This is a genomic window from Malaciobacter marinus (genome assembly GCF_003544855.1).
GTDB lineage: Bacteria > Campylobacterota > Campylobacteria > Campylobacterales > Arcobacteraceae > Malaciobacter > Malaciobacter marinus.
In genome coordinates this window covers 1911435-1932488 of sequence record NZ_CP032101.1, presented here as the reverse complement: position 1 = coordinate 1932488, position 21054 = coordinate 1911435, and the positions used below count along the sequence as shown (strand labels likewise).

Sequence of the window (21054 nt, the reverse complement as noted above, 5' to 3'; positions counted from 1 at the left end):
TTTTTTATGTTTGGGAAGTATAAATAAAAAATGTAGAAAAAAAATCGAAAATATTAATTTACGGGATATTTACTTTGAAAATTCATTTTTTAGTTATATAATGATAAAAATTAGAATAAAGGATAATATATGACATATACATATCATAACCCAACATTAATAGAGTTTGGAAAAGAAAAAATCAAATCAATTTTTAATTATATTCCTAAAGATGCAAAAGTTTTATTTGTTTATGGTGGAGGATCTATTAAGAAAAATGGTGTTTATGAACAAGTTGTAAAAGCTTTGGAAAAATATGAATCTTTTGAATTTAGTGGAGTTGAACCAAATCCTACGGTTGAGACTATGAATAAAGCAGTAAAAATAGTAAAAGAAAAAAATATCAATTTTATATTAGCTGTTGGAGGAGGCTCTGTTATTGATGGATGTAAATATTTAGCAGCAGCTTCATTATATGAGGGTGATGCTTGGGACTTTTTAGATGGAACTACACAACCTACAGAAGCTTTACCTTTAGGTGTGGTTTTAACTTTGCCTGCAACTGGAAGTGAATCTAACTGTGGTTCAGTAGTTTCAAGAAAAACAACAAATGAAAAAAGATTTTTCTTTTCACCTAAAGTTTTTCCTATGTTTGCAGTTTTAGACCCAAGTGTTATGATAACACTTGATGATAGACAATTATCAAATGGATTAATAGATGCTTTTGTTCATACATGTGAACAGTATCTTACATATCCAAATGACTCTTTACTTCATGATGGATATAGTGAAACTATTTTAAAAGGTTTAATTACTCTTGCAAATAATTGGAATAAAAGAGATACTTACCATTGGCAAGAGAATCTAATGCTTTTAGCAAATCAAGCTTTAAATGGATTTATTGGTTCAGGAGTACCACAAGATTGGGCAACTCATATGATAGGACATGAACTAACAGCATTTTATGGTCTTGACCATGCAAGAAGTTTAGCAGTAGTTCAACCTCAACTTTTAAGAGTAATGTTTGAAGATAAAAAAGAGAAACTTTTACAAATGGGACAAAATGTTTTTAATATAGATGATGCACAAAAGACAATAGAAAAAATAGAAGAGTTATATCACTCTTTAGAAGTTTCAACAAATCTAAATGATTATGAAATAGATGATAAAGTTGTATCAAATATTACAAATGCTTTAGAAAAACATGAAATGACAGCAATTGGTGAAAAACAAAATATCACACTTGATAAGATAGAACAAATACTTACACTAACTATGAAATAAATCTAAAGAGGAAATATCCTCTTTAGATAAATATCAACTACTATTTAATCTTCATAATACTTATTATATATAAGTAAAACTACCTTTTATAATAAATTAAAAAAAGAATATTTTTTCGATTTTTTTTCGATTTTTTATTGATATGATTTCAATATAAATGAAAAAAAGGATACCCCATGAACAATTCAAGAAGAGATTTTCTTAAAGTTGGTGCTGCTACATCTGCAGCTGTTGTAGGAAGTGGTACAGTAACAGGAGCATTTGCAAATGAGTTTGCAAAAAGAACTACAAAGATACCAAGTGCTTCACACTTTGGTGCTTTTTATGCACATGTAAGAGATAATAAAATTGTAGATATTACATCACAGTTAGATTCAGATGCTAACCCAACAGTTATGGTAAAAGCACTTGCAGATAGAAATAGTTCAAACTCAAGAGTTAAATATCCAGTAGTTAGAAAAAGTTACCTTGAAGGTAAAGGAAGAGGTGACTTAAGAGGAAAAGAGGAATTTGTTAGAGTTTCTTGGGATACAGCAATTGATTTAGTTGCAAAAGCAATTAAAAAAGCACAAGATAAAGGTGGAAACGAAGCACTTTATAATGCATCTTATGGTGGTTGGGCTCATCCTGGTGCATTTAAACCAAATGCATTAGCAGGAAGATTTTTTAATCAAATTGGTGGAGCTGTTAGAACATCAGGTGAGTATTCAAATGGCGCAGCAGGTCAAGTAAATCCATCAGTTGTTGGAGATATGGAAGTTTATTCTATTCAAACAGCACATGAACAAATTATTGAAAATACAGAAGTGATGGTTTTATGGGGAGCTGATTTATATAAAACAAATAGAGCAGGTTACTCTGTACATAATCACAGATGTTTTGATGCTTATGAAGAGTATAAAAAAGCAGGTATTAAAGTAATCTCAATCGACCCAATCTATACAACATCAGCACAAGAGTTCAAAGCTGATTGGATTAAAATTAGACCAGGTAGTGATGTTGCTTTAATGTTAGGAATGATGAACTACTTATATAAAACTGGTAAATATGACAAAAAATTTATTGAGAAATATACTTATGGTTTCGATAAATTTTTACCATATCTTTTAGGAAAAGAAGATGGTATTGAAAAAACACCACAGTGGGCAGAAAAATTAACAGAAATTCCAGCTAAGACAATTGAAAAATTAGCAGATATTATGGTTTCAAAAAGAACATTTATTGCTGGAAATTGGGCTATGCAAAGAGCACATCATGGAGAACAAGTAGATTGGTCAATTATTACTTTAGCTTCTATGATTGGACAAGTTGGACTTCCAGGTGGTGGTTTTGGATTTTCTATGCACTATGAAGGTGGAGGAGATGCAAACTCTGGTAAAAATACAATTGGTGGTATGAGTCAAGGTGGTGGAGATAAAGTAAGAATTGCTATTCCAGCATCAAGAATGAGTGATTTAATTAACAAACCAGGTGAGAATGTAACTTACAAAGGTAAAGTGATTAAATATCCAAAAGTAGAATTTATGTTAAGTGCAGGTGGTTCTCCAATTGGACACCAACCTAATGTAAATGAACTAATTGAAGCAATGAGAAAACTAGATACTGTAGTAGTTGTTGAACCTTGGTGGACACCAACTGCAAAAATGGCAGATATTGTTTTACCTGCAACTACAACTATGGAAAGAGATGATGTGGCAGGAGCTATGTCTTACTCAGCAGATAGAATCTATGCAATGAAAAAGATTGTAGATCCAAGATATGAGTCAAAAGATGATTATGAAATCTTTACAATGCTTGCAGATAAATTTGGAAAAGCAAGAAGATATTCAAGAGGAAGAACTGTAAAACAATGGTTAGAGAGACTTTATAAAAGATCTACTGCAAAAAGAGATATGGGAATTTCATTTGACAAATTCTGGGATATGGGAGTTATCAAATATGATATTCCTACAAGTGCAAGAAAATTTGTTAGACATGAGGCTTTTAGAAAAGACCCTGTAAACAATGCACTTAAAACAGAAACTGGAAAAATTCAAATTTTTTCTGAGAAGTTTGCATCTTATGGATATGAAGACTTTAAAGGTCATGTTATGTGGTTTGAACCAGCAGAGTGGTTAGGAAATGAAGAGTTAGTGAAAAAATATCCATTACACCTAGTTTCTCCTCATCCAACATATAGAATTCACTCACAATTAGATAATACTTGGGTGCAAAATGTACATAAAGTACAAGGACGAGAGCCTATTAGAATATCTCCTAATGATGCGAAAAAATTTGGAGTAAAAGATGGTGAGATTGTAGAAGTTTTCAATGATAGAGGAAGTTTACTTGCAGGTGTTGTTGTGACAAATACAATTAGAGATGGTGTTGTAGCTATTGAAGAGGGTGCATGGTATTCTCCTGAAGATGCCCAAGCTGGTGAGTCTATATTTGGTGGAAATGATCAAAGAAAAGTAAGATGTAACTCTGGTCAAGTAAATGTTCTAACATCATCAAGACCAACATCAGCAATGGCACAAGCAACTACAGCAAATACTGTACTTGTAAGTATTAAAAAAGCTGGAACTGTAAGTCCAAATGTAGCTTACAATCCACCAAAAATTATAGGAGCATAAAATGAAAACAATTATAAGAAATACAATAATATTATTAGCTTTACTTGGAAGTTTATTCCAAGTAAATGCATCACAAAACTTTATCTATCAAGATTCAGTTTTAAAAGGTGATAATGGAAAAACTGCAAAAATTTTTGTAGGAGTTCCTGTAACAATCAAAAAAGAGATGGGAAAAAATGTAAAAGTTTCAATTAAAGGTTATATGTTTGGTGATGAGGTTTACTCTTCTAAAACAAAAGAGCTTTTAGTTGCAAAAGTGCAAAAAGGTTTTAATGTAAATAAAACAGAAAAAAATGAAGTTGAATTAATTGGTACCTTATCAAAAGAGTTAACTTCTTCTGATTTATTAGATGTGTGGGGTGAACATGAAGAGTTTTATTTTGAAATGTGTACTCAATGTCATGCAGGACCTGAAGTAAATCATCATACAATGATGGAGTGGGAAGCAGTTTTTGGAACAATGAGAGGTTTTGCAAAACTTGATGAAGAAGAGGCTAGTTATTTATTAAGATATTTAAAAGCAAATGCTTCAGATGGTTTTATTAAAGTAAAACATTAAAAACTTGTTATAATTATTATATTAAAAAGGAGTCTTCATGCAAAAAGAGTTTTTAGAAAAATTACAAGGTTTAACTATTCTTTATGCAGAAGATGAAGTAGGAATTAGAGAAAATATTGCTGATAGTTTGAGCTACTATGTAAAAGAAGTTTATGAAGCTTGTAATGGAGCAGAGGCTTTTGAAATTTTTGAAACTAAAAAGCCTGATATTATATTAAGTGATATTCATATGCCTGTTTTAAATGGAATAGATTTTGTTAAAAAAGTACGAGAAGTAAATAGAACTATTCCTATTGTTATGATTACAGCACATACAGATAAAAAGTATTTGCTTGAAGCAGTTGAATTACATATGGAAAAATATATTGTAAAACCAATAGAACTTGAGGCTTTATTTGAAATTTTAGAAAAATGTGTTGAACTTCTTACTATAAATAAAAAAATATTTTTAAAAGTTGATGAAAATTATAGCTATGATTATGATAGAAAAGAGTTAAAATATAAAGATGAAGCTATAATTTTAAATAAAAAAGAGATGAACTTTTTTGAAGTTCTTATCTCTAATCAAAATCGTGTTGTAACTTATGAAGAGTTGCAAGAAAAAGTTTGGGGTGATGATATTATGACTGATAGTGCGTTAAGATCTTTAGTTAGAAATTTAAGAAAAAAACTTCCAACCGATATTATTTTTAATCTATCAGGGGTAGGGTATCGACTTGTTTAGATTACTGTTTTTAATCTTAATACTTTTTAATAATTTATTTGCAACTTCTATTATAGTACCTGCATTTGAATTTCGTGAAGATGATTCTAAAAATAGAGTAGCAAAGAATCTTCACCCTAAATCTCATATAAATATTTTTCTTCCTTCAATTCCTTATTCTTATATTGCAAAATCAACAAATGCAGGACTTATTCGCTCATATGACAATAAAAAAGGTTGGGTTTATGACCTTGCAAAATCTCATAAAAGAGTGGATGATTATACATATATATTTACTTTAAGAGATAATCTAAAATTTCAAAATGGAAAGAATTTTACGATGGATGATGTTTTATATAATTTAGAATTTTTTAAGAAAAATCCATTTTTATATACAAATATTGACAAAGTTGATTTTGATATTATAAAGCTTGATGAAAGAAGATTCAAAATTGTTTTAAAACAAAAATATGAGATGTTCTTAACTGATTTAGCTAGGGTTTATTTTTATACAAAAGAGTATATACAAAAGTTCAAACCAGTAGGAAAAGAGACAGGAACTGCAAATAAGATTGCAGGTGCTTTTGGAATGGGACCTTATATTTTAAAAGAAGGTTTTGCAATAGGAGATGAACAAACAGAGAAGTTAGAGCTTGTGGCAAATCCATACTATTGGAATAAAGATTTTCCTAAGGTTAAAAGAATTACTGTATATACTCAACTTGATATTAATGATGCAGTTGATATGATTACAAAAAAAGAAGGCAAGCTTGATTTGATGCCTATTCCTTTTAATAAAAAACTTGAAGTTTTACTCTCAAAATACTCTAAATTAATTATTTCAAAATCAACTGATAATTTTGTTATTTTTTTTAATTTGATAAATGGTAATAAAAAACTAAAAAATAAAAAAGTTAGACAAGCTTTAAATCAAGCTCTAAATCAAGAAAACCTATTAAATTTTGTTTATAAAAAAGAGGGAAAAGTATCTGATTTTACAGCTTCTATTAATTATGATATTGTAAATAAAATTTCAAATAAATATAAATTAAATGATTTGAAGTTAAAAAAAGAAGAACTTCATAAACTTTTAGATGGATTAGAGTTAAAAGTCTTTACACAAGATAGATTTATGTTTTTATTTAAAGGAATAGAATTTCAATTAAAAAAGTATGGAGTTAAACTAATTTATGATATCACGACAAGTGAAAAAGATATATATAAACAACTTTTAAATACTAATACAAATAAAAATACAAAACCATGGGATTTATTAATTTGGGGTGATGATGACTGGTATTATCAAAATCCTTGGACAGTATTTTTTATTTATGAAACAAATGGTGCTTGGTCTACAATAAATAAAGATGAAAAAATGCAAGAGTATATAAAAGAGTTTTTTATTACAAAAAAAGGTACTTTAGAATATGAGCAAATAGTAAGAAAAATACTTTTTCGAGCAAGAGATATGGCATATACTTTAAGAGTACCATCATTAAATAAAGTTTTTGCAGTAAATAAAGAGGTTATTTTTAAACCATATGAAGGTGGAATTATTCCTTTATGGGAGATTGAAATAACAAAAGAGCATTGGTCTATAAGAGCTGATAAAGAGTATAAAAGTCATCTAAAAAAAGCCATAAAACCAAAAAGAGTAAATAATGAGATTAATAAATAGCTTGAATATCAAATTTAAACTTGCAATACTGTTTTTTATTTTATGTACCTCAATAGCAGTTTTAGGGTACAAATCTATAAATATTAGTGAACAAAATAAACAGACTTTAAAAGTAGTTCATAGTAAGTCTCAAACTGTACTTAGTTTACAAAATAGAATAATTACACCTTTATATAGATTAAGAGAGATAACTCAATCTTTAGTTATGGCACCAAATAAAGAAATAAGAGCAGGAATTGAAAAAAATCTTGATGAATTAGTAAAGAGCTTAGATATTCAGTTCAAAAGATTAAGCGATTCACAAATTAAAGTAAAGCAGATGTGGAAAAATTATAAATATCTAATTGAAACTATTAAAGGCTATTTACATGAAGAGTTTGAAGAGGGCGCTTATGTAAATGTTACTACTTCAAGTAGAAAGCAGTTTCATTTACTTACAAATGAACTTTTAAGTATACAAAGTAGATATTTAAATAATGCAACAGTTGCATATAGTCAAGCAGTTTTAAAATCAAAAGAGATTAAAGTAGAGATATTAACATCTATTATTGTTATTTTACTTTTTGCAACAGTTGTTGGTTGGCTTGTTTCAAGTAATATTATACAATCAATTTACAAAGTACAAAATGGCTTAAAAGAGTTTTTTAACTACTTAAATCATAAAAAAAGTGGAGTTAAAAAAATTGAAATTGATACAAGAGATGAGTTTTATCAAATGGCAACAATTATTAATCAAAATGTATCAAATATTCAAAATAATATTGAACAAAATGAAGCACTAATTAAAAATGCAACAAAAGTTTTAGAAAATATTAAATTAGGTAATTTAGGAACTCGACTTAGTCAAGAAACAAATAGTAATGCTTTAAATGAATTAAAGAAAATGATTAATGATATGATTGATAATCTTGAAATAAAGATTCAAAATGAAATTGATAAGAGAGTTGAACAAGAACAAATTTTAATTCAACAAAGTAAATTAGCCGCAATGGGTGAAATGATAGGAAATATTGCCCACCAATGGAGGCAACCATTAGCTCAAATCTCTGCAATACATATGAATATGAAAGTTACATATGATTTTAATAAATTTACAAAAGATTATTTAAATAATAAAATAAAAGAAGCAAATAAGTTAACTTCTTATATGTCTCAAACTATTAGTGATTTTCAAAACTTTTTTAAGCCTCAAGGAGAAAAAGAGGAGTTTAGTGTAGAAAAAGCTTGTAAAGAAGCTTATTTTATAATTGAATCATCTTTAAAATATCATGGAATAGAGCTTAGTTTTGATGTAAAAGAAGATGGTAAAGTCTATGGGTATAAAAATGAGTATTCACAAGTTATATTAAATGTTTTAAGTAATGCAAAAGATATCTTAATTGAAAGAGGAATTAAACAACCAGCTATTAATATAGAAATAAAAAGTGGTGATAATTATGAAATTGTAAAAATAGAAGATAATGCAGGTGGAATAAAAGATAGCATAATAGATAAAATCTTTGATCCATACTTTACTACAAGACATAAAACTTTAGGTACAGGAATAGGTCTTTATATGTCAAAAAATATAATAGAAAGAAATATGAGTGGTCATATAAATGTAAGAAATATAAATAATGGTGCTTTATTTACAATAAAAGTTGAAAAATTCAATGTATAAAATCTTAATATTTTTTAAAATAACTTAGTATATTAGAAAATATACTAAGTTAAGAGTTATTAAAACTTATAATTAAGTCTTAAAGTTGCTGATCTTGATGCTCCTGGCATTGTACTTGATCTCCAATAATCTTTATCAAATAGATTTAAAATACCAAGTGTAATATTTACATCTTTATATTTCCACCCTAGTAATGAATCTACTCTATTGAAACTATCTAAAGTACTTTCATTTCCACTTCTATCATAGAAGTATCTTTTTCCTACATGTGTAACTCCAAGTTCTGTATAGAAGTTTTTTGATGAAGGTGCATATCTTACAAAAATATTTCCATTGATATTTGCAGTATTACTTAAGTAATTACCTTCATTATCAGGATTTGATTTATCTTTTATAACTTTTGCTTGCATTGCCCCTATAGAAGCTCTTAGATAAAAGTCTTCATAAACTTGACCAATTATACTTAGTTCTGCTCCTCTTGATCTCTCTTTCCCTCTTTGGTACCATTTTGTTAAATCAGTTTCCCAATCAGGTCTATATCTAATATTAAAATGTTCAATTTGATATAAAGAAAAAGTACTACTTAGTTTGTTATCAAACCAATCACTTTTAATTCCTACTTCATACTGTTCATTATATTCTGGTTCATCATTAAAAGTACTAGAATCTTTACTTGCACTTACTCCTAAATAGTTATTTCCTCCATATGGTGAAAAGCTTTTATTATATGAAGTATAAATAGTGTGATTTTGATTAATATCATAAACAACTCCTACTCTTGGACTAAATGAATCACCATCATATGAACTATTATTATTTGAAATATCAGAAGAATTAAAAGAGTATTTATCAAACCTTCCACCTAAAACTAGTTTTAAAGAAGCAGTTAAAGAGATAACATCTTCTAAGAAAATACCTTTTGAAATTCCCTCATGCTCATTTTTTATAAGTGCATCTTTTTTTTGAGTTCTTGTCCATGAAGAAGAGTCAAAAGGATCAAAAAATTGGTTTCTTGTATAGTATAACTCTGGGTTTCTTTTTTCTTTACTATAATCAACTCCAAAAGTTAGGTTATGTAAAATATTACCTGTTCTTACTTCACCATTAAGTGTTAATGTATTTGAAATAGTTTTGTTTTCTGTGTTTTGCCATGCATAGCTTTGATTTAAAAGTTTAGTAGAAGGGTCATAGCTACCTAAATAGTAATGGTCAAAATTTTGTTCTGCTTTTCTATATGCAGCTGCCCAGTTTAAACTCCATTTATCATTTATTTGATAATCTAAACTTGATCTTAATATTTGTAATCTATCTTTTACATAATCTCCATCATGAGCAAAAGCTTTATCATAAGAGATATCCATTAAGTCATATTGTGCTTTATTAGGACCTCTATCAGGTGTTCTTTTTGCATAATCATAAGTATATTGAGCTGTCCATTTCAAATTATCATTGTTTGAAATAGTAATACTTGGAGAGAACATTTTACTTTCATTTTCAATATCTTTTTGAATACTATTTCTAAATGTTTCACCTTTTGTCACATCACTTACAATTCTAATTGCAACATTTTCATTTACTACTTGATTTACATCTAGGTTTGCTCCTTTATTTTTCCAAGAACCTATTGAAACACCAACATTACTAGAATTATCAAAGTTTGCATATTTACTTACCATATTAATAACTCCTCCACCATTACTTCTTCCATAAAGCAATGAAGCAGGTCCTTTTAGTATCTCAACCCTTTCAATATTAGCAGTGCTTCTTCTTACTTGTCCACTTTCTCTAATACCATCTCTATAAATATCATTTGTATCAGCTCTAAAACCTCTAATAAAAATATTATCACTTCTCATATCATATGTAGTATCAATACCAGCATTTCCTTCTAATATTGAACTTAAGTCATTTGTTCCATAGTTTTTGTTTTTTTGAATATTTAAAGTATCAATAGTCATAGGAGTTTGTTTAATACTCATCTTATTTCTTGTAACTGAAGCATTTTCGTAATTTACATATCCTTTTGTTATATCGTCTTCTTTCATAGCTTCAATATAAACAGTTGGAAGGACTGCGTTAAACTTCTCTTTTTTTTCATTGTTACTTTTTTTGTTTTCAAGGGATTTTGCATTAAGTAAGCTTTGTGCAGTTGTTAAGCTTAGCATTACTACAAAAGATGAAGTAACTAATTTTTTCATAAATTTCCTTTGTGTATGTATATAATATTAATAATAATTATCAATAATATTTTAGGGCGCGGATTATTACATAGGAAAGCTTAAAAAATTCTAATACACTTTAAAATTATTTAAATATTGAGAAGAGTTAAAGAAATATAAAAACTAAAGGGTGTATCCCTTTAGTTTTTTGTTGAGCAACAATTTGTGTCTGAGCAACAAGCATCTTTTTGTGTAGCACTAAAGTTTGTTATTTTTTGTTTTTTTTCCATATCACAACTATCATCTTGACAAGTTGATTGTTTTGGTTTATCTTTTATTGTTTTTAAAATTCTCATAGAGTTAAATATAGCAAGTAAAGCTACTCCAACATCAGCAAAAATTGCTTCTTTCATACTAATCATAGCACCAGCACCTAAAGCAAGAAATGCAACTTTAATTGCCATAATAAAAATAATATTTTGATATACAATAACTTTTGTTTTTTTAGCAATTTTAATAGCATCACTTATTGATTTAATATTATCATTTAAAATAACAACATCAGCAGATTTAACTGCTAAATCACTTCCAACACCACCCATTGCAAATCCTACATCTGAATTTGCTAGTGTTGGTGCGTCGTTTATTCCATCCCCCACAAAAGCTGTAATTTTATTTGTTTGTTTTTTTATGGCTTGGAAATTTGTTAACTTTTCTTGTGGTAAAAGTTCATATTTTACTTCATCAATTCCCAATTGATTTGCAACATTTAAAGCAACCTCTTTTTTATCACCTGTTAACATATATGTTTTATGAATATTTAAACTTTTTAGCTCACTAATTACTTCTTTTGCTTCTACTTTTATAATATCACTTACTACAATATACCCGGCAAATTTAGAATCTATAGCTATAAATACAACATTTAAATCTTCTTTTATTTCATCATAAGCAACTTTAAAATTATCTAGAAGTTTTTTATTTCCTACTAAAATTTCTTTATTGTCAATTGTTGCTTTTACTCCAAGACCACTTAACTCTTCATGTTCAGTTATTAGTTTAGAATCTACTGTTTTATCAAAAGCTTTTACAATTGATTTTGCTATTGGATGAGTTGAAAAACTCTCTGCATAAGCAGCAAATTTTAAAAGTTCATCTTTTGAAATATTTTTACTATCAATATTTGTAACTTCAAATACACCATGTGTTAGTGTACCTGTTTTATCAAAAATTATATTTTGAATCTCAGTTAATTTTTCTATATAATTAGCACCTTTTACAAGTACTCCTCTTTTTGATACTGCACCAATTGCACTAAAAAATGATAATGGAATAGATACAACTAAGGCACAAGGACAAGAAATAACCAAGAAAATAAGAGCTCTTTCTACCCAATCTGCAAACTGTGCATCTTCAATTAATAGTGGAGGCAGTATTGCTAAAAGTGCAGCTAATACAACAACTATTGGAGTATAAATAGTTGCAAATTTTGTTATAAATTTTTCTGCTTTTGCTTTTTTTGATGAAGCATTTTCTATAAGTTCTATGATTTTAGCAACAGTTGAATCTTTGTATAGTGAAGTTACTTTTATATAGCAAGCTTTTGAAGTATTTATAAATCCACTTAAAACTTCTTGTTCTTCTTTGATATTTTTAGGTTTAAACTCTCCTGTTATTGCACTTGTATCAAAAGAGTTATTATTTGATAATAATACTCCATCAACAGGAACTTTTTCTCCTACTTTAACTAAAATAGTATCACCAATTTTAACCTCTTCAGGTGCTTTTTGAACAATCTCTTCACCATCTTTTACATTTGCAAATTCAGGTTTTATATCAAGTAAGGAATTAATACTATCCCTTGAGTTATTAACAGCAACTGCTTGGAACATTTCACCCACTTGATAAAATATCATAACAGCAATACCCTCAACATACTCACCCAAGGCAAAAGCACCAATTGTTGCTATTCCCATCAAAAAATGCTCATCAAAAAGTTTTCCATTTGTTAAGTTTTTAACAGCTTTATATAAAACATCCCAACCAACTAAAAAGTATGCTAATAAATATATTGCAAGTTGAAGTGTTTCATTTTGTATATAATTATATGAAATATATGTTAAAACAAGTGAAACAATAGTTATACCTAAAAGTTTTTTATCAAGAAGTTGCCAAAAACTTCTTTGTTGTTGTTTAATATTATCTTTTACAATAACTACTTCTCTTTCAATTTTTTGAATCTCTTTTTCAATTTTTTCAAGTAAATTTTCTTCTACTGTTTGTTCAAAACTTAATGTTGAAGTTGAAAAGTTTAATTTAACATTATTTAGTTCATCTAATTCATTTAATCGTTTTTCAATTTTTCCTGCGCAGTTTGCACAATCAAGATTTTGTAATTTAACTTTTTGCATAATTATCCTTTTATTATATGCTCTAATCCCATATCGTATATTTTTTTAATATGTTCATCATCTAGTGAATAAAACATTTGCTTTCCAACTCTTCTTGGTTTTACAATTTTTGAGTTTTTCAATACTCTTAATTGATGTGAAACAGCAGATTGACTTACATTTATAAGTTCACTTATTGCTCCAACACATAACTCTTCTTCTTTTAAAATAGCAATTATTTTTATTCTAGTTGTATCAGCAAAAGCTTTAAATAACTCTGCAACATCATATAAAGTTTCATCACATATTAAAACTTTTTTTACTTTTTCTACTTCCTTTGAGTGATCACAACATTCTGTTGACATTTCATTCCTTTTATTATATGTACATATGAATATGTAATCATATGATAACGATTCTTAAAAATAGATTAGATTTTTAAAATCAAATTAAGTAAAATCAAATATAATTATTTATCTTTTAATCATATGAAATAATTAAATTATATTAATAAAGTGGTCTATTTTATGAAAAATAATAAAAATATTAAATTATCAATTCTTTTTGTTTGCAATGATGATGATTGTATTTCTCAATCATTGAAGTTTTTAAAACAAGAATATGATATGGATGATATTGTTATTTGTAAATCAAAAGAAGAGGCTTATACTTTATATTTACAAGGTAACTTTGACATTGTTTTAACTAACTTTTTACTCTCTGATGAAGATGGAAAAAAGATGGTAAAAAAAATAAGAAAAATTAATGAAGACCAAATTTTTATATTAATCTCAAAATTTAACAAGAAAAAAGATTTAATAAAAGCTATAAAACTTCGTATTAGATACTATATTCAATACCCAATAAAGAAAAAAGAGTTAAAAGAGGTTTTTGATTCTTGTATTAAAAGACTCTCTCATAGATATGAAATAAAATATGTTAATTCTATTTTACAACATTATAAACTAGCGGTTGATAACTCTACTATTCTTTCAAAAGCTGATAAAAAAGGAAGAATTACATATGCAAACGAGGAGTTTTGCAGAATCTCAAAATATAACTTAAATGAACTACTTGGAAAACAACATAATATCTTAAGGCATGAAGATATGCCAAAAGAGACTTTTAGACAAATGTGGGAAACAATTAAGCAAGAAAAAAAGACATGGAAAGGTATTGTAAAAAATAAAGCAAAAGATGGAAGCTTTTATATCGTAGATGCTACTATTATTCCTGTTTTAAATCAAGACGATGAAGTTGTGGAGTATTTAGGAATTAGGCATGATATTACAGAAATAGAAAGTTATAAAAATTTATTAAAAGATAAGCTTGATACAACTTCAAAAGGTTTAAGTGAAAAGGTACATTTAATAAAAGAGTTTGAAAAAGCAATTGATGTTAGTACTTCTTTTACAAGAACAGATACAAAAGGTGTGATAACTTATGTAAATGACAAGTTTTGTGAAGTGTCAGGTTTTAGTGAAGATGAGTTATTAGGAAGTACTTTTAAATGTGTAAGAGATGATGAAGTTTCTACAAGAGTTTATAAAAATATGTGGGAACAATTAAATTCAAAAAATATTTGGAGAGGCATACTTAAAAATAGAACAAAAGATAAGAAAGCTTACTATATGGATACTACTATTATCCCAATAGTAAATATAAATGATGAGATTATTGAGTATATAAGTATAAAACACAATGTTAGTGAGATTATATATTTAAATAAAGAGATTATTGATACACAAAAAGAGGTTCTTTATACTATGGGAACTATTTGTGAGGGCAGATCAAATGAAACTGGAAATCATGTAAAAAGAGTTGCAGAATACTCATTTTTGATGGCTAAAAAGTGTGGCTTACCAAGAAAAGAGTGTGAACTTTTAAAGCTTGCTTCTCCTGTGCATGATATTGGAAAAATAGCTATTGAAGATGGAATTTTAAAAAAGCCTGCAAAACTAACTGATGAAGAGTACACAAAAATGAAAGAGCATGCTAGACTAGGTTATGAAATGCTAAAAAATTCAAATAGAGAAATACTTAAAGCAGCTGCAACAATTGCTTATGAACACCATGAAAGATGGGATGGTAAAGGTTATCCAAGAGGTTTAAAAAAAGATGAAACACATATTTATGGAAGAATAACAGCAATTTGTGATGTTTTTGATGCATTAGCTAGTAAAAGATGCTATAAAGAAGCTTGGCCATTAGAAAAGATACTTAAACTTTTTAAAGAAGAAAGAGCAAAACAGTTTGATCCAAATTTAGTAGATATTTTTCTTAATAATTTAGATGAATTTTTAATTATTCAAAAAAATTATGAAGATGAGTTTTAATATACTACTTTTATGGGAAGATAAAAAGTTAAATCAAAATTTTCATTTTCATTTAGAAAATGATTTTTATGATAATGCACAAATGATGGCAAAGTTGTAGCCTCATATCCAGACTTTGGAAGCCAAAAGTGATAAACATATCTCAAAAAGACTAATACATCTCCATATACTCCTTTTAAATGAAAAGATGCACATAAGGTTTGGGGTATTTGCATAGTTGAAATTTCAAAGCTTAACTCTTTTGGAACTTCAATTGCTGCAACATAACTGCACTCATTTAAAGGTGTTATTGTAGGATTATCATGTAACAGTGCAAGTTGTGCATAGTTTGTAAGTTTATATTCATATGCTAGTGCTTTTAACTTTTGCCATATTTTACTAATTGATTTATCATAACCTTTATGTCTTATGTATACACAATATCTTTTTGGAACTAATTCAATTTGCATATTAATATCTTTAAAAGTTTTATTCTCTTTGATTAAAAATTTTGAGTATTCAATATGCCCTGATTTTCTCCATGAAGTAGGAGTATATGAAAATTTATGTTTAAAGGCTTTTATAAATGAAGAGTGTGAAGAGTATCCACATGTATTTGCAATTTCACTAATAGTTGAATGGGTATTTGTAATAAGTAAATTTGCCGCTTTTTGTAATCTTGTTGATGTTATAAAATCAAATAGATTTTGATTTGTTTCTTCTTTGAAGATTCTATGAAAATGGTATTTTGAAACACTATTTAGTTTTGCTAAATCATCTAGTGTTATATTTGAATCAATATTTTTATAAATATAAAATAGCGTTTTGTTTACTATATTTGCTCTTTGTATTTTCGTATCTTTTTTCATAAAGCTATTATATCAAAAAAAGCAATATAGAACAAAAAAATTGCAATTTAAGATAAAGAAATGGAATCAAAAATTATATATAATTTCATCGTAATAAAAATTGAGGGAAAAAAATGAAAAGGTCTTATATTAGAAAAATTTTAGATGCAATAGATAAAGATACAATCTCATTTGCAGGGGGATTACCAAATGAGGATTTGTTCCCTTTAAAACAAATTAGTAAAGCCTCTAAAAAAGTTCTTAAAGACAAAAGTTCTTTGCAGTATAGTAAGTCTCAAGGAATTGATAGCCTAAGAGAAAAGATAGCCAACTTTTATACTAAGGTTTATAATCTAAAGACGACAAAAGATGAGATTTTAATAACAACTGGAAGCCAACAAGCTTTTGATATTATATTAAAAAGTTTAAGTGTAAATAATTTAATTGTGGAGAGCCCTTCTTATATTGGAGCATTATCTGCATTTAGAATATTGAAAAAAAATATAAAAGATTTTAAAACATTTGAACAATTAAATAATATATTAAAAAAAGATGAGGTTTTATATAGTATAAGTGATTATCAAAATCCATCAACTTATACATATACTAAAAAGCAAAGAAAAGAAGTAGCAAATATATTAAAAGAAAAAGATGCCTATTTGATAGAAGATGCAGCATATAGCTTGCTTAACTTTGAGGGTAAAATAAAAAAGCCAATCTGTACATTTTACAAAGATAAGTCTTATCATTTAGGTACTTTTTCAAAAATTGTTGCGCCAGGACTTAGAGTTGGGTGGATTAGAGCAAATAAAGAATTAATTGAAAAGATAATTGTGGTAAAAGAGTCTTTAGATTTGCATACATCAACTTTTAATCAAATGATTTTAGATAAATATTTAGAAGATAATAATATTTTTAAACATATTGAAAAAAATGCAAAGAATTATAAAAAAAGAATGAATTATATGGCTGATTGCATGGAGAAATATCTTCCAAACTTTGAGTTTAAAAGACCAAAAGGTGGAATGTTTATTTATGGAAAATTCAATAATATAAATGATAGTATGGACTTAGCAACAAAAGCCTTGGAAAAAAAAGTTGCATTTGTTCCAGCACAAGTTTTTTATTTTGATGAACAAAAAAGTAATGAAGCAAGATTTAATTTTACAAATTGCAACTTCAAAGAGACTAAAAAGGGAATAAAAATCTTAGCTGAGCTTACAAAGTAAGTCTTAGCCCCTTTTTAGTATTAAATCTGCTAAATTTTTTGAAACTTTGTTTGCTACAACTTCACATTTAACTTTAAATAAAAAGAATATTCTATTATCATTATAACTTTCTAAACACTCAAAATTACCCATTCCTTTTGCTAAAATTAATGGTGCATTTTCAAATATTTGTAAAAACTCTTTTGATGCTTGTGACTTTTCCATCCCTGGAGTGTCAACACCTGTGCTTATTACTTTACAATGCTTATGAATACCTATTTGAATAGCTTCTTTTGTAGTAATATCATTTATAATAGGTTTACCTCTTGTTGCATATGTAATTTGTAAATTTGGATATAGTAAGTTTAATACTTTTATTAACTCTTTATCAAATACATTCTCACCTGCATTATCAGACAAAATAAGAAGTTCATTGTGTTTTTCTAACTCTTCTTTAAATATTTTGTAGTGATTAATTGAAAAAGGTGTATGAAAAACTGTTTTTATCTCATCTTCTAAGCTAAACTCTTTTGTTACAGCAAAATCTATTACATTTCCTGCAACTGCTGCTTTTATTGCTGTAAAAAGTTTATCCTCACTATTTTGTATTTGCTTTTTTATAATCGGAAGATAAGATATTGCATTTTTTATTGAATTTTGTTTTAACAAATATAAAGGGTCTTTTAAATTACTTTTTATTGAAAGTAGTTCATATACTTCTTTTGCAACAAAAGGTGGAGTTCTTGAAAAATCGAATTTTTTTGCTTTTTTATTTACTTCATCCATAAGTTCTTTGCTTGATTTATCATCAAAATCTAACAATTTTGTAGCTTTTTGTATTTGATTTATAATGCATTCAACACATGTATTTGTTATATTCATAATTTTTTTTACCTCTGTAAAGTTGTATGTTAGGGTGTTTTACTATTTTTTTAGTTATTATTAGCTTAATTTTTACTTTAGTTTATATACTATTTACGAAAACTTTAGTATAATTTCGCCTTTATTTTAAAACTTAAGGATTTGGTTATGAACCTCTTCAAACTCAAAGAGCATAACACAAATGTCAAAACAGAGTTTACTGCTGGATTTACTACTTTTTTGACAATGATGTATATAGTTCCTGTAAATGGTTTTATTCTTGCTGATGCAGGTTTACCTATGGACGCAGTTGTTACTGCTACTGCTCTTATTACTATTTTAGCTACAATTTTTTCTGGTCTTTGGGCTAACACTCCAATTGCAATGAGTGTTGGTATGGGATTAAATGCGTATTTTTCTTATGGACTTGTTTTAGGGATGAATATTCCTTGGCAAACTGCACTAGGTATCGTATTTTTATCAGGTGTACTTTTTGTACTTTTGTCATTTACAAACTTTAGAGTTTGGATTATGACCTCAATTCCTATGAATTTAAGACGAGCAATATCTGCTGGTATTGGTACTTTTATTGCTTTTATTGGTTTAAAACAAATGGCAATGATTGTTCCTGATAAAGTTACTTATGTAAAACTTGGTGATTTTTCTGAACCAAATGTTTTAATCGGTGCTCTTGGTTTGATTCTTGCTTTTATTTTCTACGCATATAGATTAAAAGGTGCCTTTATCTTTTCTATTGGTATTACTTCAATTGTTGCATGGTTTTTAGAAATAAATCCAATGCCTACAAGCTTTTTATCTGCTCCTGCGTCTATTTCTCCAATATTTATGCAACTTGACGTTGTAAGTGCTTTATCTTTATCTTTATTGCCTGTTATTATTACTTTTTTAATTACTGATATGTTTGATACACTTGGAACACTAACAGGAATTGGAGCTAGAGCAAATATGTTTCAAAGTGGAAATAAAGATGATAAGTCTTTACAAAAAACTTTAGAAGCAGATGCTATATCAACAGCTGCTGGAAGTATGATAGGTGTTTCTACTACAACTGCTTTTGTTGAAAGTTCAACTGGAGTAGAAGAGGGTGGAAGAACAGGTCTTACAGCAATATTTACAGCAATGTTTTTTATAACAACACTATTTATGTTACCACTTTTTAAATCAATTCCATCAAATGCAATTTATCCTGTATTAGTTGTTGTTGGAGTGCTAATGTTTACTGAACTTGGTAAAATAAACTTTGAACAAGTTGATTTAGCTACAAGTGCAGGGGCATTTTTTATTGTTACTTTAATGCCTTTAACTTTTTCTATTACAAATGGTATCGCAGCAGGTTTTTTAGCATATACGATTATTAAACTTACAAAAAGAGAGTTTAGTGATTTAAATATTGGAATCTTAACAATTACATTAATAAGTCTATTAGTATTTATATTACAAGGTTAAATTTTGGAAAAATTTTATTACAGTTACGAAGAATTTAAAAAGGATACTCAAAAGCTAGTAAATAGTTGTAGGGAGTATGAACCTGATATTTTATTAGCAGTTGCAAGGGGTGGTTTAACATTATCTCATCTTATGGCACAAGCTATGGATATGAGAAATTTGTATGCATTAAACTCAATTCATTATGAAGGTGAATTGAAATTAGATACATTTAATATTTTTAATATTCCAGATGTATCACATGCAAAAAGAGTTTTAGTTGTTGATGATATTGTTGATTCTGGGGAAACAATGGAAGAGATTCTAAAAGTTTTAAAAGAGAAGTTTCCTAATGTTGAATTTAAATTAGCAACAATTTTTTATAAAAAATCTGCTGTATTACAACCTGATTATACAGTAAGAGAAGCAAAAGAATGGATTGACTTTTTTTGGGAAGTTGATGTAATATAACTCCATATTTTAGGGTATTTTACCCTAAAATATAAAGCATTTTTTAATCTATATTTTATAACTTTTATATATAAATAATTATCTTTTACTTTAGTTTTAATTTATTCTTAGTATAATACTTTTAAATTAAAACAGGGAATAAGAATGACATTTATAGAATTCAAAAAATTACTACTTGATGCAGAACTAACAATTCCAAAATTTACAGCACTAATCAAAGTAAGTGAAAAAAATATTCAAGCTTACAAAAAGAAAAAAGAAGTACCAAATGCAATTGCAACTGTTGCTGCTTGTTTTGCAAAAATGAACCAAGAAGGAATTGATTTTAGAAATTTAATCAATGATTTGGATTTAAAGAAAAAAGAGAAAAAAGGTGCAGGCTTTTCTAAGAAAAAAGAAGAAAAATAAAAAAGTTAATTAAGACTTTTACTTAAACAGTTATTAACAATTTTTTGCTAAACTTCCCAAAAAAAATAGGGACTAAAATATGAAAATTGATGATAATGTAAAGCTATTCTTAGCTATTGCTTCTTTTATGATGGCCTTAGCTGTTGCAATAGGTGCTTTTGGAGCACATGGATTAAAAGCAATAGTTGAACCTTCTATGCTTGCTACTTATAATACAGGAGTTGAGTATCATTTTTATAATACTCTTGGATTATTTGTTATTTCTTTTATAATATATCTTAAACCAAATTGTAAAAAACTTATTCTTTCTGCATGGCTAGTGTTAATTGGAACTTTAATTTTTAGTTTTTCATTATATTTTTTAGTTGTGTTAAATATGCCATTTTTAGGTGCTATTACACCAATTGGTGGAACATTATTAATTATAGCTTGGTTACTGACATCTTATAGTATATATAAAAATTAGGAGA

At 27.4% G+C, this 21054-nt stretch carries 17 protein-coding genes; 12 read left to right on the top strand and 5 right to left on the bottom strand.

Annotation, left to right across the window (positions count from 1 at the left end; translation table 11 throughout):
• The first annotated feature begins 129 nt into the window (after positions 1-129).
• The 6 genes from AMRN_RS09370 (at position 130) to AMRN_RS09345 (ending at position 8478) form a co-directional block, all read left to right on the top strand.
• A complete protein-coding gene (locus tag AMRN_RS09370; RefSeq protein WP_099312398.1) occupies positions 130-1263 on the top strand; it encodes an iron-containing alcohol dehydrogenase in 1134 nt (377 codons plus the stop codon).
• A gap of 176 nt (positions 1264-1439) precedes the next feature.
• Complete coding sequence (locus tag AMRN_RS09365) at positions 1440-3878, top strand: molybdopterin-dependent oxidoreductase (RefSeq protein WP_099312399.1); 2439 nt, start codon at positions 1440-1442, stop codon at positions 3876-3878.
• Position 3879: 1 nt separating this feature from the next.
• A complete protein-coding gene (locus AMRN_RS09360; RefSeq protein ID WP_099312401.1) occupies positions 3880-4437 on the top strand; it encodes a hypothetical protein in 558 nt (185 codons plus the stop codon).
• Positions 4438-4474: 37 nt separating this feature from the next.
• Positions 4475-5161, top strand: a complete 687-nt coding sequence (locus AMRN_RS09355; protein WP_099312403.1) for a response regulator transcription factor — start codon at positions 4475-4477, stop codon at positions 5159-5161.
• On the top strand, positions 5154-6818 hold the full coding sequence (locus AMRN_RS09350; RefSeq protein ID WP_165772867.1) for an ABC transporter substrate-binding protein: 1665 nt from the start codon (positions 5154-5156) through the stop codon (positions 6816-6818). Before AMRN_RS09355 ends, AMRN_RS09350 begins: the two co-directional genes overlap by 8 nt.
• Entirely contained in the window at positions 6802-8478 is a 1677-nt protein-coding gene (locus tag AMRN_RS09345; RefSeq protein WP_099312407.1) for a HAMP domain-containing sensor histidine kinase, read from the top strand. The genes AMRN_RS09350 and AMRN_RS09345 overlap by 17 nt, the downstream gene beginning before the upstream one ends.
• A gap of 59 nt (positions 8479-8537) precedes the next feature.
• Here AMRN_RS09345 and AMRN_RS09340 read toward each other — a convergent pair whose 3' ends face one another.
• The 3 genes from AMRN_RS09340 to AMRN_RS09330 all read right to left on the bottom strand — a co-directional run bounded on the left by AMRN_RS09340 (position 8538) and on the right by AMRN_RS09330 (position 13392).
• Entirely contained in the window at positions 8538-10676 is a 2139-nt protein-coding gene (locus AMRN_RS09340) for a TonB-dependent receptor (protein WP_191282111.1), read from the bottom strand.
• 161 nt (positions 10677-10837) lie between these two features.
• The gene (locus AMRN_RS09335) at positions 10838-13048 is read right to left on the bottom strand and encodes a heavy metal translocating P-type ATPase (RefSeq protein WP_099312409.1); all 2211 of its coding nucleotides are present in this window, start codon (positions 13046-13048) and stop codon (positions 10838-10840) included.
• A gap of 2 nt (positions 13049-13050) precedes the next feature.
• Positions 13051-13392, bottom strand: a complete 342-nt coding sequence (locus AMRN_RS09330) for an ArsR/SmtB family transcription factor (RefSeq protein WP_099312411.1) — start codon at positions 13390-13392, stop codon at positions 13051-13053.
• A 162-nt stretch (positions 13393-13554) separates the two neighbouring features.
• Here AMRN_RS09330 and AMRN_RS09325 point away from each other — a divergent pair, with 162 nt between their 5' ends.
• A complete protein-coding gene (locus tag AMRN_RS09325) occupies positions 13555-15363 on the top strand; it encodes an HD domain-containing phosphohydrolase (protein WP_099312413.1) in 1809 nt (602 codons plus the stop codon).
• On the opposite strand, the gene AMRN_RS09320 is transcribed toward AMRN_RS09325, so the two are convergent.
• The gene (locus tag AMRN_RS09320) at positions 15360-16211 is read right to left on the bottom strand and encodes an AraC family transcriptional regulator (protein ID WP_099312415.1); all 852 of its coding nucleotides are present in this window, start codon (positions 16209-16211) and stop codon (positions 15360-15362) included. The genes AMRN_RS09325 and AMRN_RS09320 overlap by 4 nt on opposite strands.
• 113 nt (positions 16212-16324) lie before the next feature.
• Between AMRN_RS09320 and AMRN_RS09315 the strand changes: the two genes are divergently transcribed.
• Positions 16325-17419: an aminotransferase-like domain-containing protein gene (locus tag AMRN_RS09315; protein ID WP_099312417.1), complete on the top strand. Its 1095-nt coding sequence runs from the start codon at positions 16325-16327 to the stop codon at positions 17417-17419.
• Positions 17420-17422: 3 nt separating this feature from the next.
• Here the strand turns inward: AMRN_RS09315 and AMRN_RS09310 are convergent, their stop codons facing one another.
• Entirely contained in the window at positions 17423-18280 is an 858-nt protein-coding gene (locus tag AMRN_RS09310) for a damage-control phosphatase ARMT1 family protein (protein WP_099312419.1), read from the bottom strand.
• 147 nt (positions 18281-18427) lie between these two features.
• Between AMRN_RS09310 and AMRN_RS09305 the strand changes: the two genes are divergently transcribed.
• From AMRN_RS09305 to AMRN_RS09290, 4 genes are all read left to right on the top strand, one after another.
• The gene (locus AMRN_RS09305) at positions 18428-19726 is read left to right on the top strand and encodes an NCS2 family permease (RefSeq protein ID WP_099312421.1); all 1299 of its coding nucleotides are present in this window, start codon (positions 18428-18430) and stop codon (positions 19724-19726) included.
• Positions 19727-19729: 3 nt separating this feature from the next.
• Positions 19730-20176: a phosphoribosyltransferase gene (locus tag AMRN_RS09300; protein WP_099312423.1), complete on the top strand. Its 447-nt coding sequence runs from the start codon at positions 19730-19732 to the stop codon at positions 20174-20176.
• 144 nt (positions 20177-20320) lie between these two features.
• Positions 20321-20584, top strand: a complete 264-nt coding sequence (locus tag AMRN_RS09295) for a hypothetical protein (protein WP_079580285.1) — start codon at positions 20321-20323, stop codon at positions 20582-20584.
• A gap of 79 nt (positions 20585-20663) precedes the next feature.
• Positions 20664-21050 (top strand): DUF423 domain-containing protein, encoded by a 387-nt coding sequence (locus tag AMRN_RS09290; RefSeq protein WP_099312425.1) that lies wholly within the window; start codon positions 20664-20666, stop codon positions 21048-21050.
• The last annotated feature ends 4 nt before the right edge of the window (positions 21051-21054 follow it).

Coding starts and splice junctions, on each gene's coding strand:
- AMRN_RS09370 (WP_099312398.1), top strand. CDS start 130: ATGACATATACATATCATAACCCAACATTAATAGAGTTTGGAAAAGAA.
- AMRN_RS09365 (WP_099312399.1), top strand. CDS start 1,440: ATGAACAATTCAAGAAGAGATTTTCTTAAAGTTGGTGCTGCTACATCT.
- AMRN_RS09360 (WP_099312401.1), top strand. CDS start 3,880: ATGAAAACAATTATAAGAAATACAATAATATTATTAGCTTTACTTGGA.
- AMRN_RS09355 (WP_099312403.1), top strand. CDS start 4,475: ATGCAAAAAGAGTTTTTAGAAAAATTACAAGGTTTAACTATTCTTTAT.
- AMRN_RS09345 (WP_099312407.1), top strand. CDS start 6,802: ATGAGATTAATAAATAGCTTGAATATCAAATTTAAACTTGCAATACTG.
- AMRN_RS09340 (WP_191282111.1), bottom strand. CDS start 10,676: ATGAAAAAATTAGTTACTTCATCTTTTGTAGTAATGCTAAGCTTAACA.
- AMRN_RS09335 (WP_099312409.1), bottom strand. CDS start 13,048: ATGCAAAAAGTTAAATTACAAAATCTTGATTGTGCAAACTGCGCAGGA.
- AMRN_RS09330 (WP_099312411.1), bottom strand. CDS start 13,392: ATGTCAACAGAATGTTGTGATCACTCAAAGGAAGTAGAAAAAGTAAAA.
- AMRN_RS09325 (WP_099312413.1), top strand. CDS start 13,555: ATGAAAAATAATAAAAATATTAAATTATCAATTCTTTTTGTTTGCAAT.
- AMRN_RS09320 (WP_099312415.1), bottom strand. CDS start 16,211: ATGAAAAAAGATACGAAAATACAAAGAGCAAATATAGTAAACAAAACG.
- AMRN_RS09315 (WP_099312417.1), top strand. CDS start 16,325: ATGAAAAGGTCTTATATTAGAAAAATTTTAGATGCAATAGATAAAGAT.
- AMRN_RS09310 (WP_099312419.1), bottom strand. CDS start 18,280: ATGAATATAACAAATACATGTGTTGAATGCATTATAAATCAAATACAA.
- AMRN_RS09305 (WP_099312421.1), top strand. CDS start 18,428: ATGAACCTCTTCAAACTCAAAGAGCATAACACAAATGTCAAAACAGAG.
- AMRN_RS09295 (WP_079580285.1), top strand. CDS start 20,321: ATGACATTTATAGAATTCAAAAAATTACTACTTGATGCAGAACTAACA.
- AMRN_RS09290 (WP_099312425.1), top strand. CDS start 20,664: ATGAAAATTGATGATAATGTAAAGCTATTCTTAGCTATTGCTTCTTTT.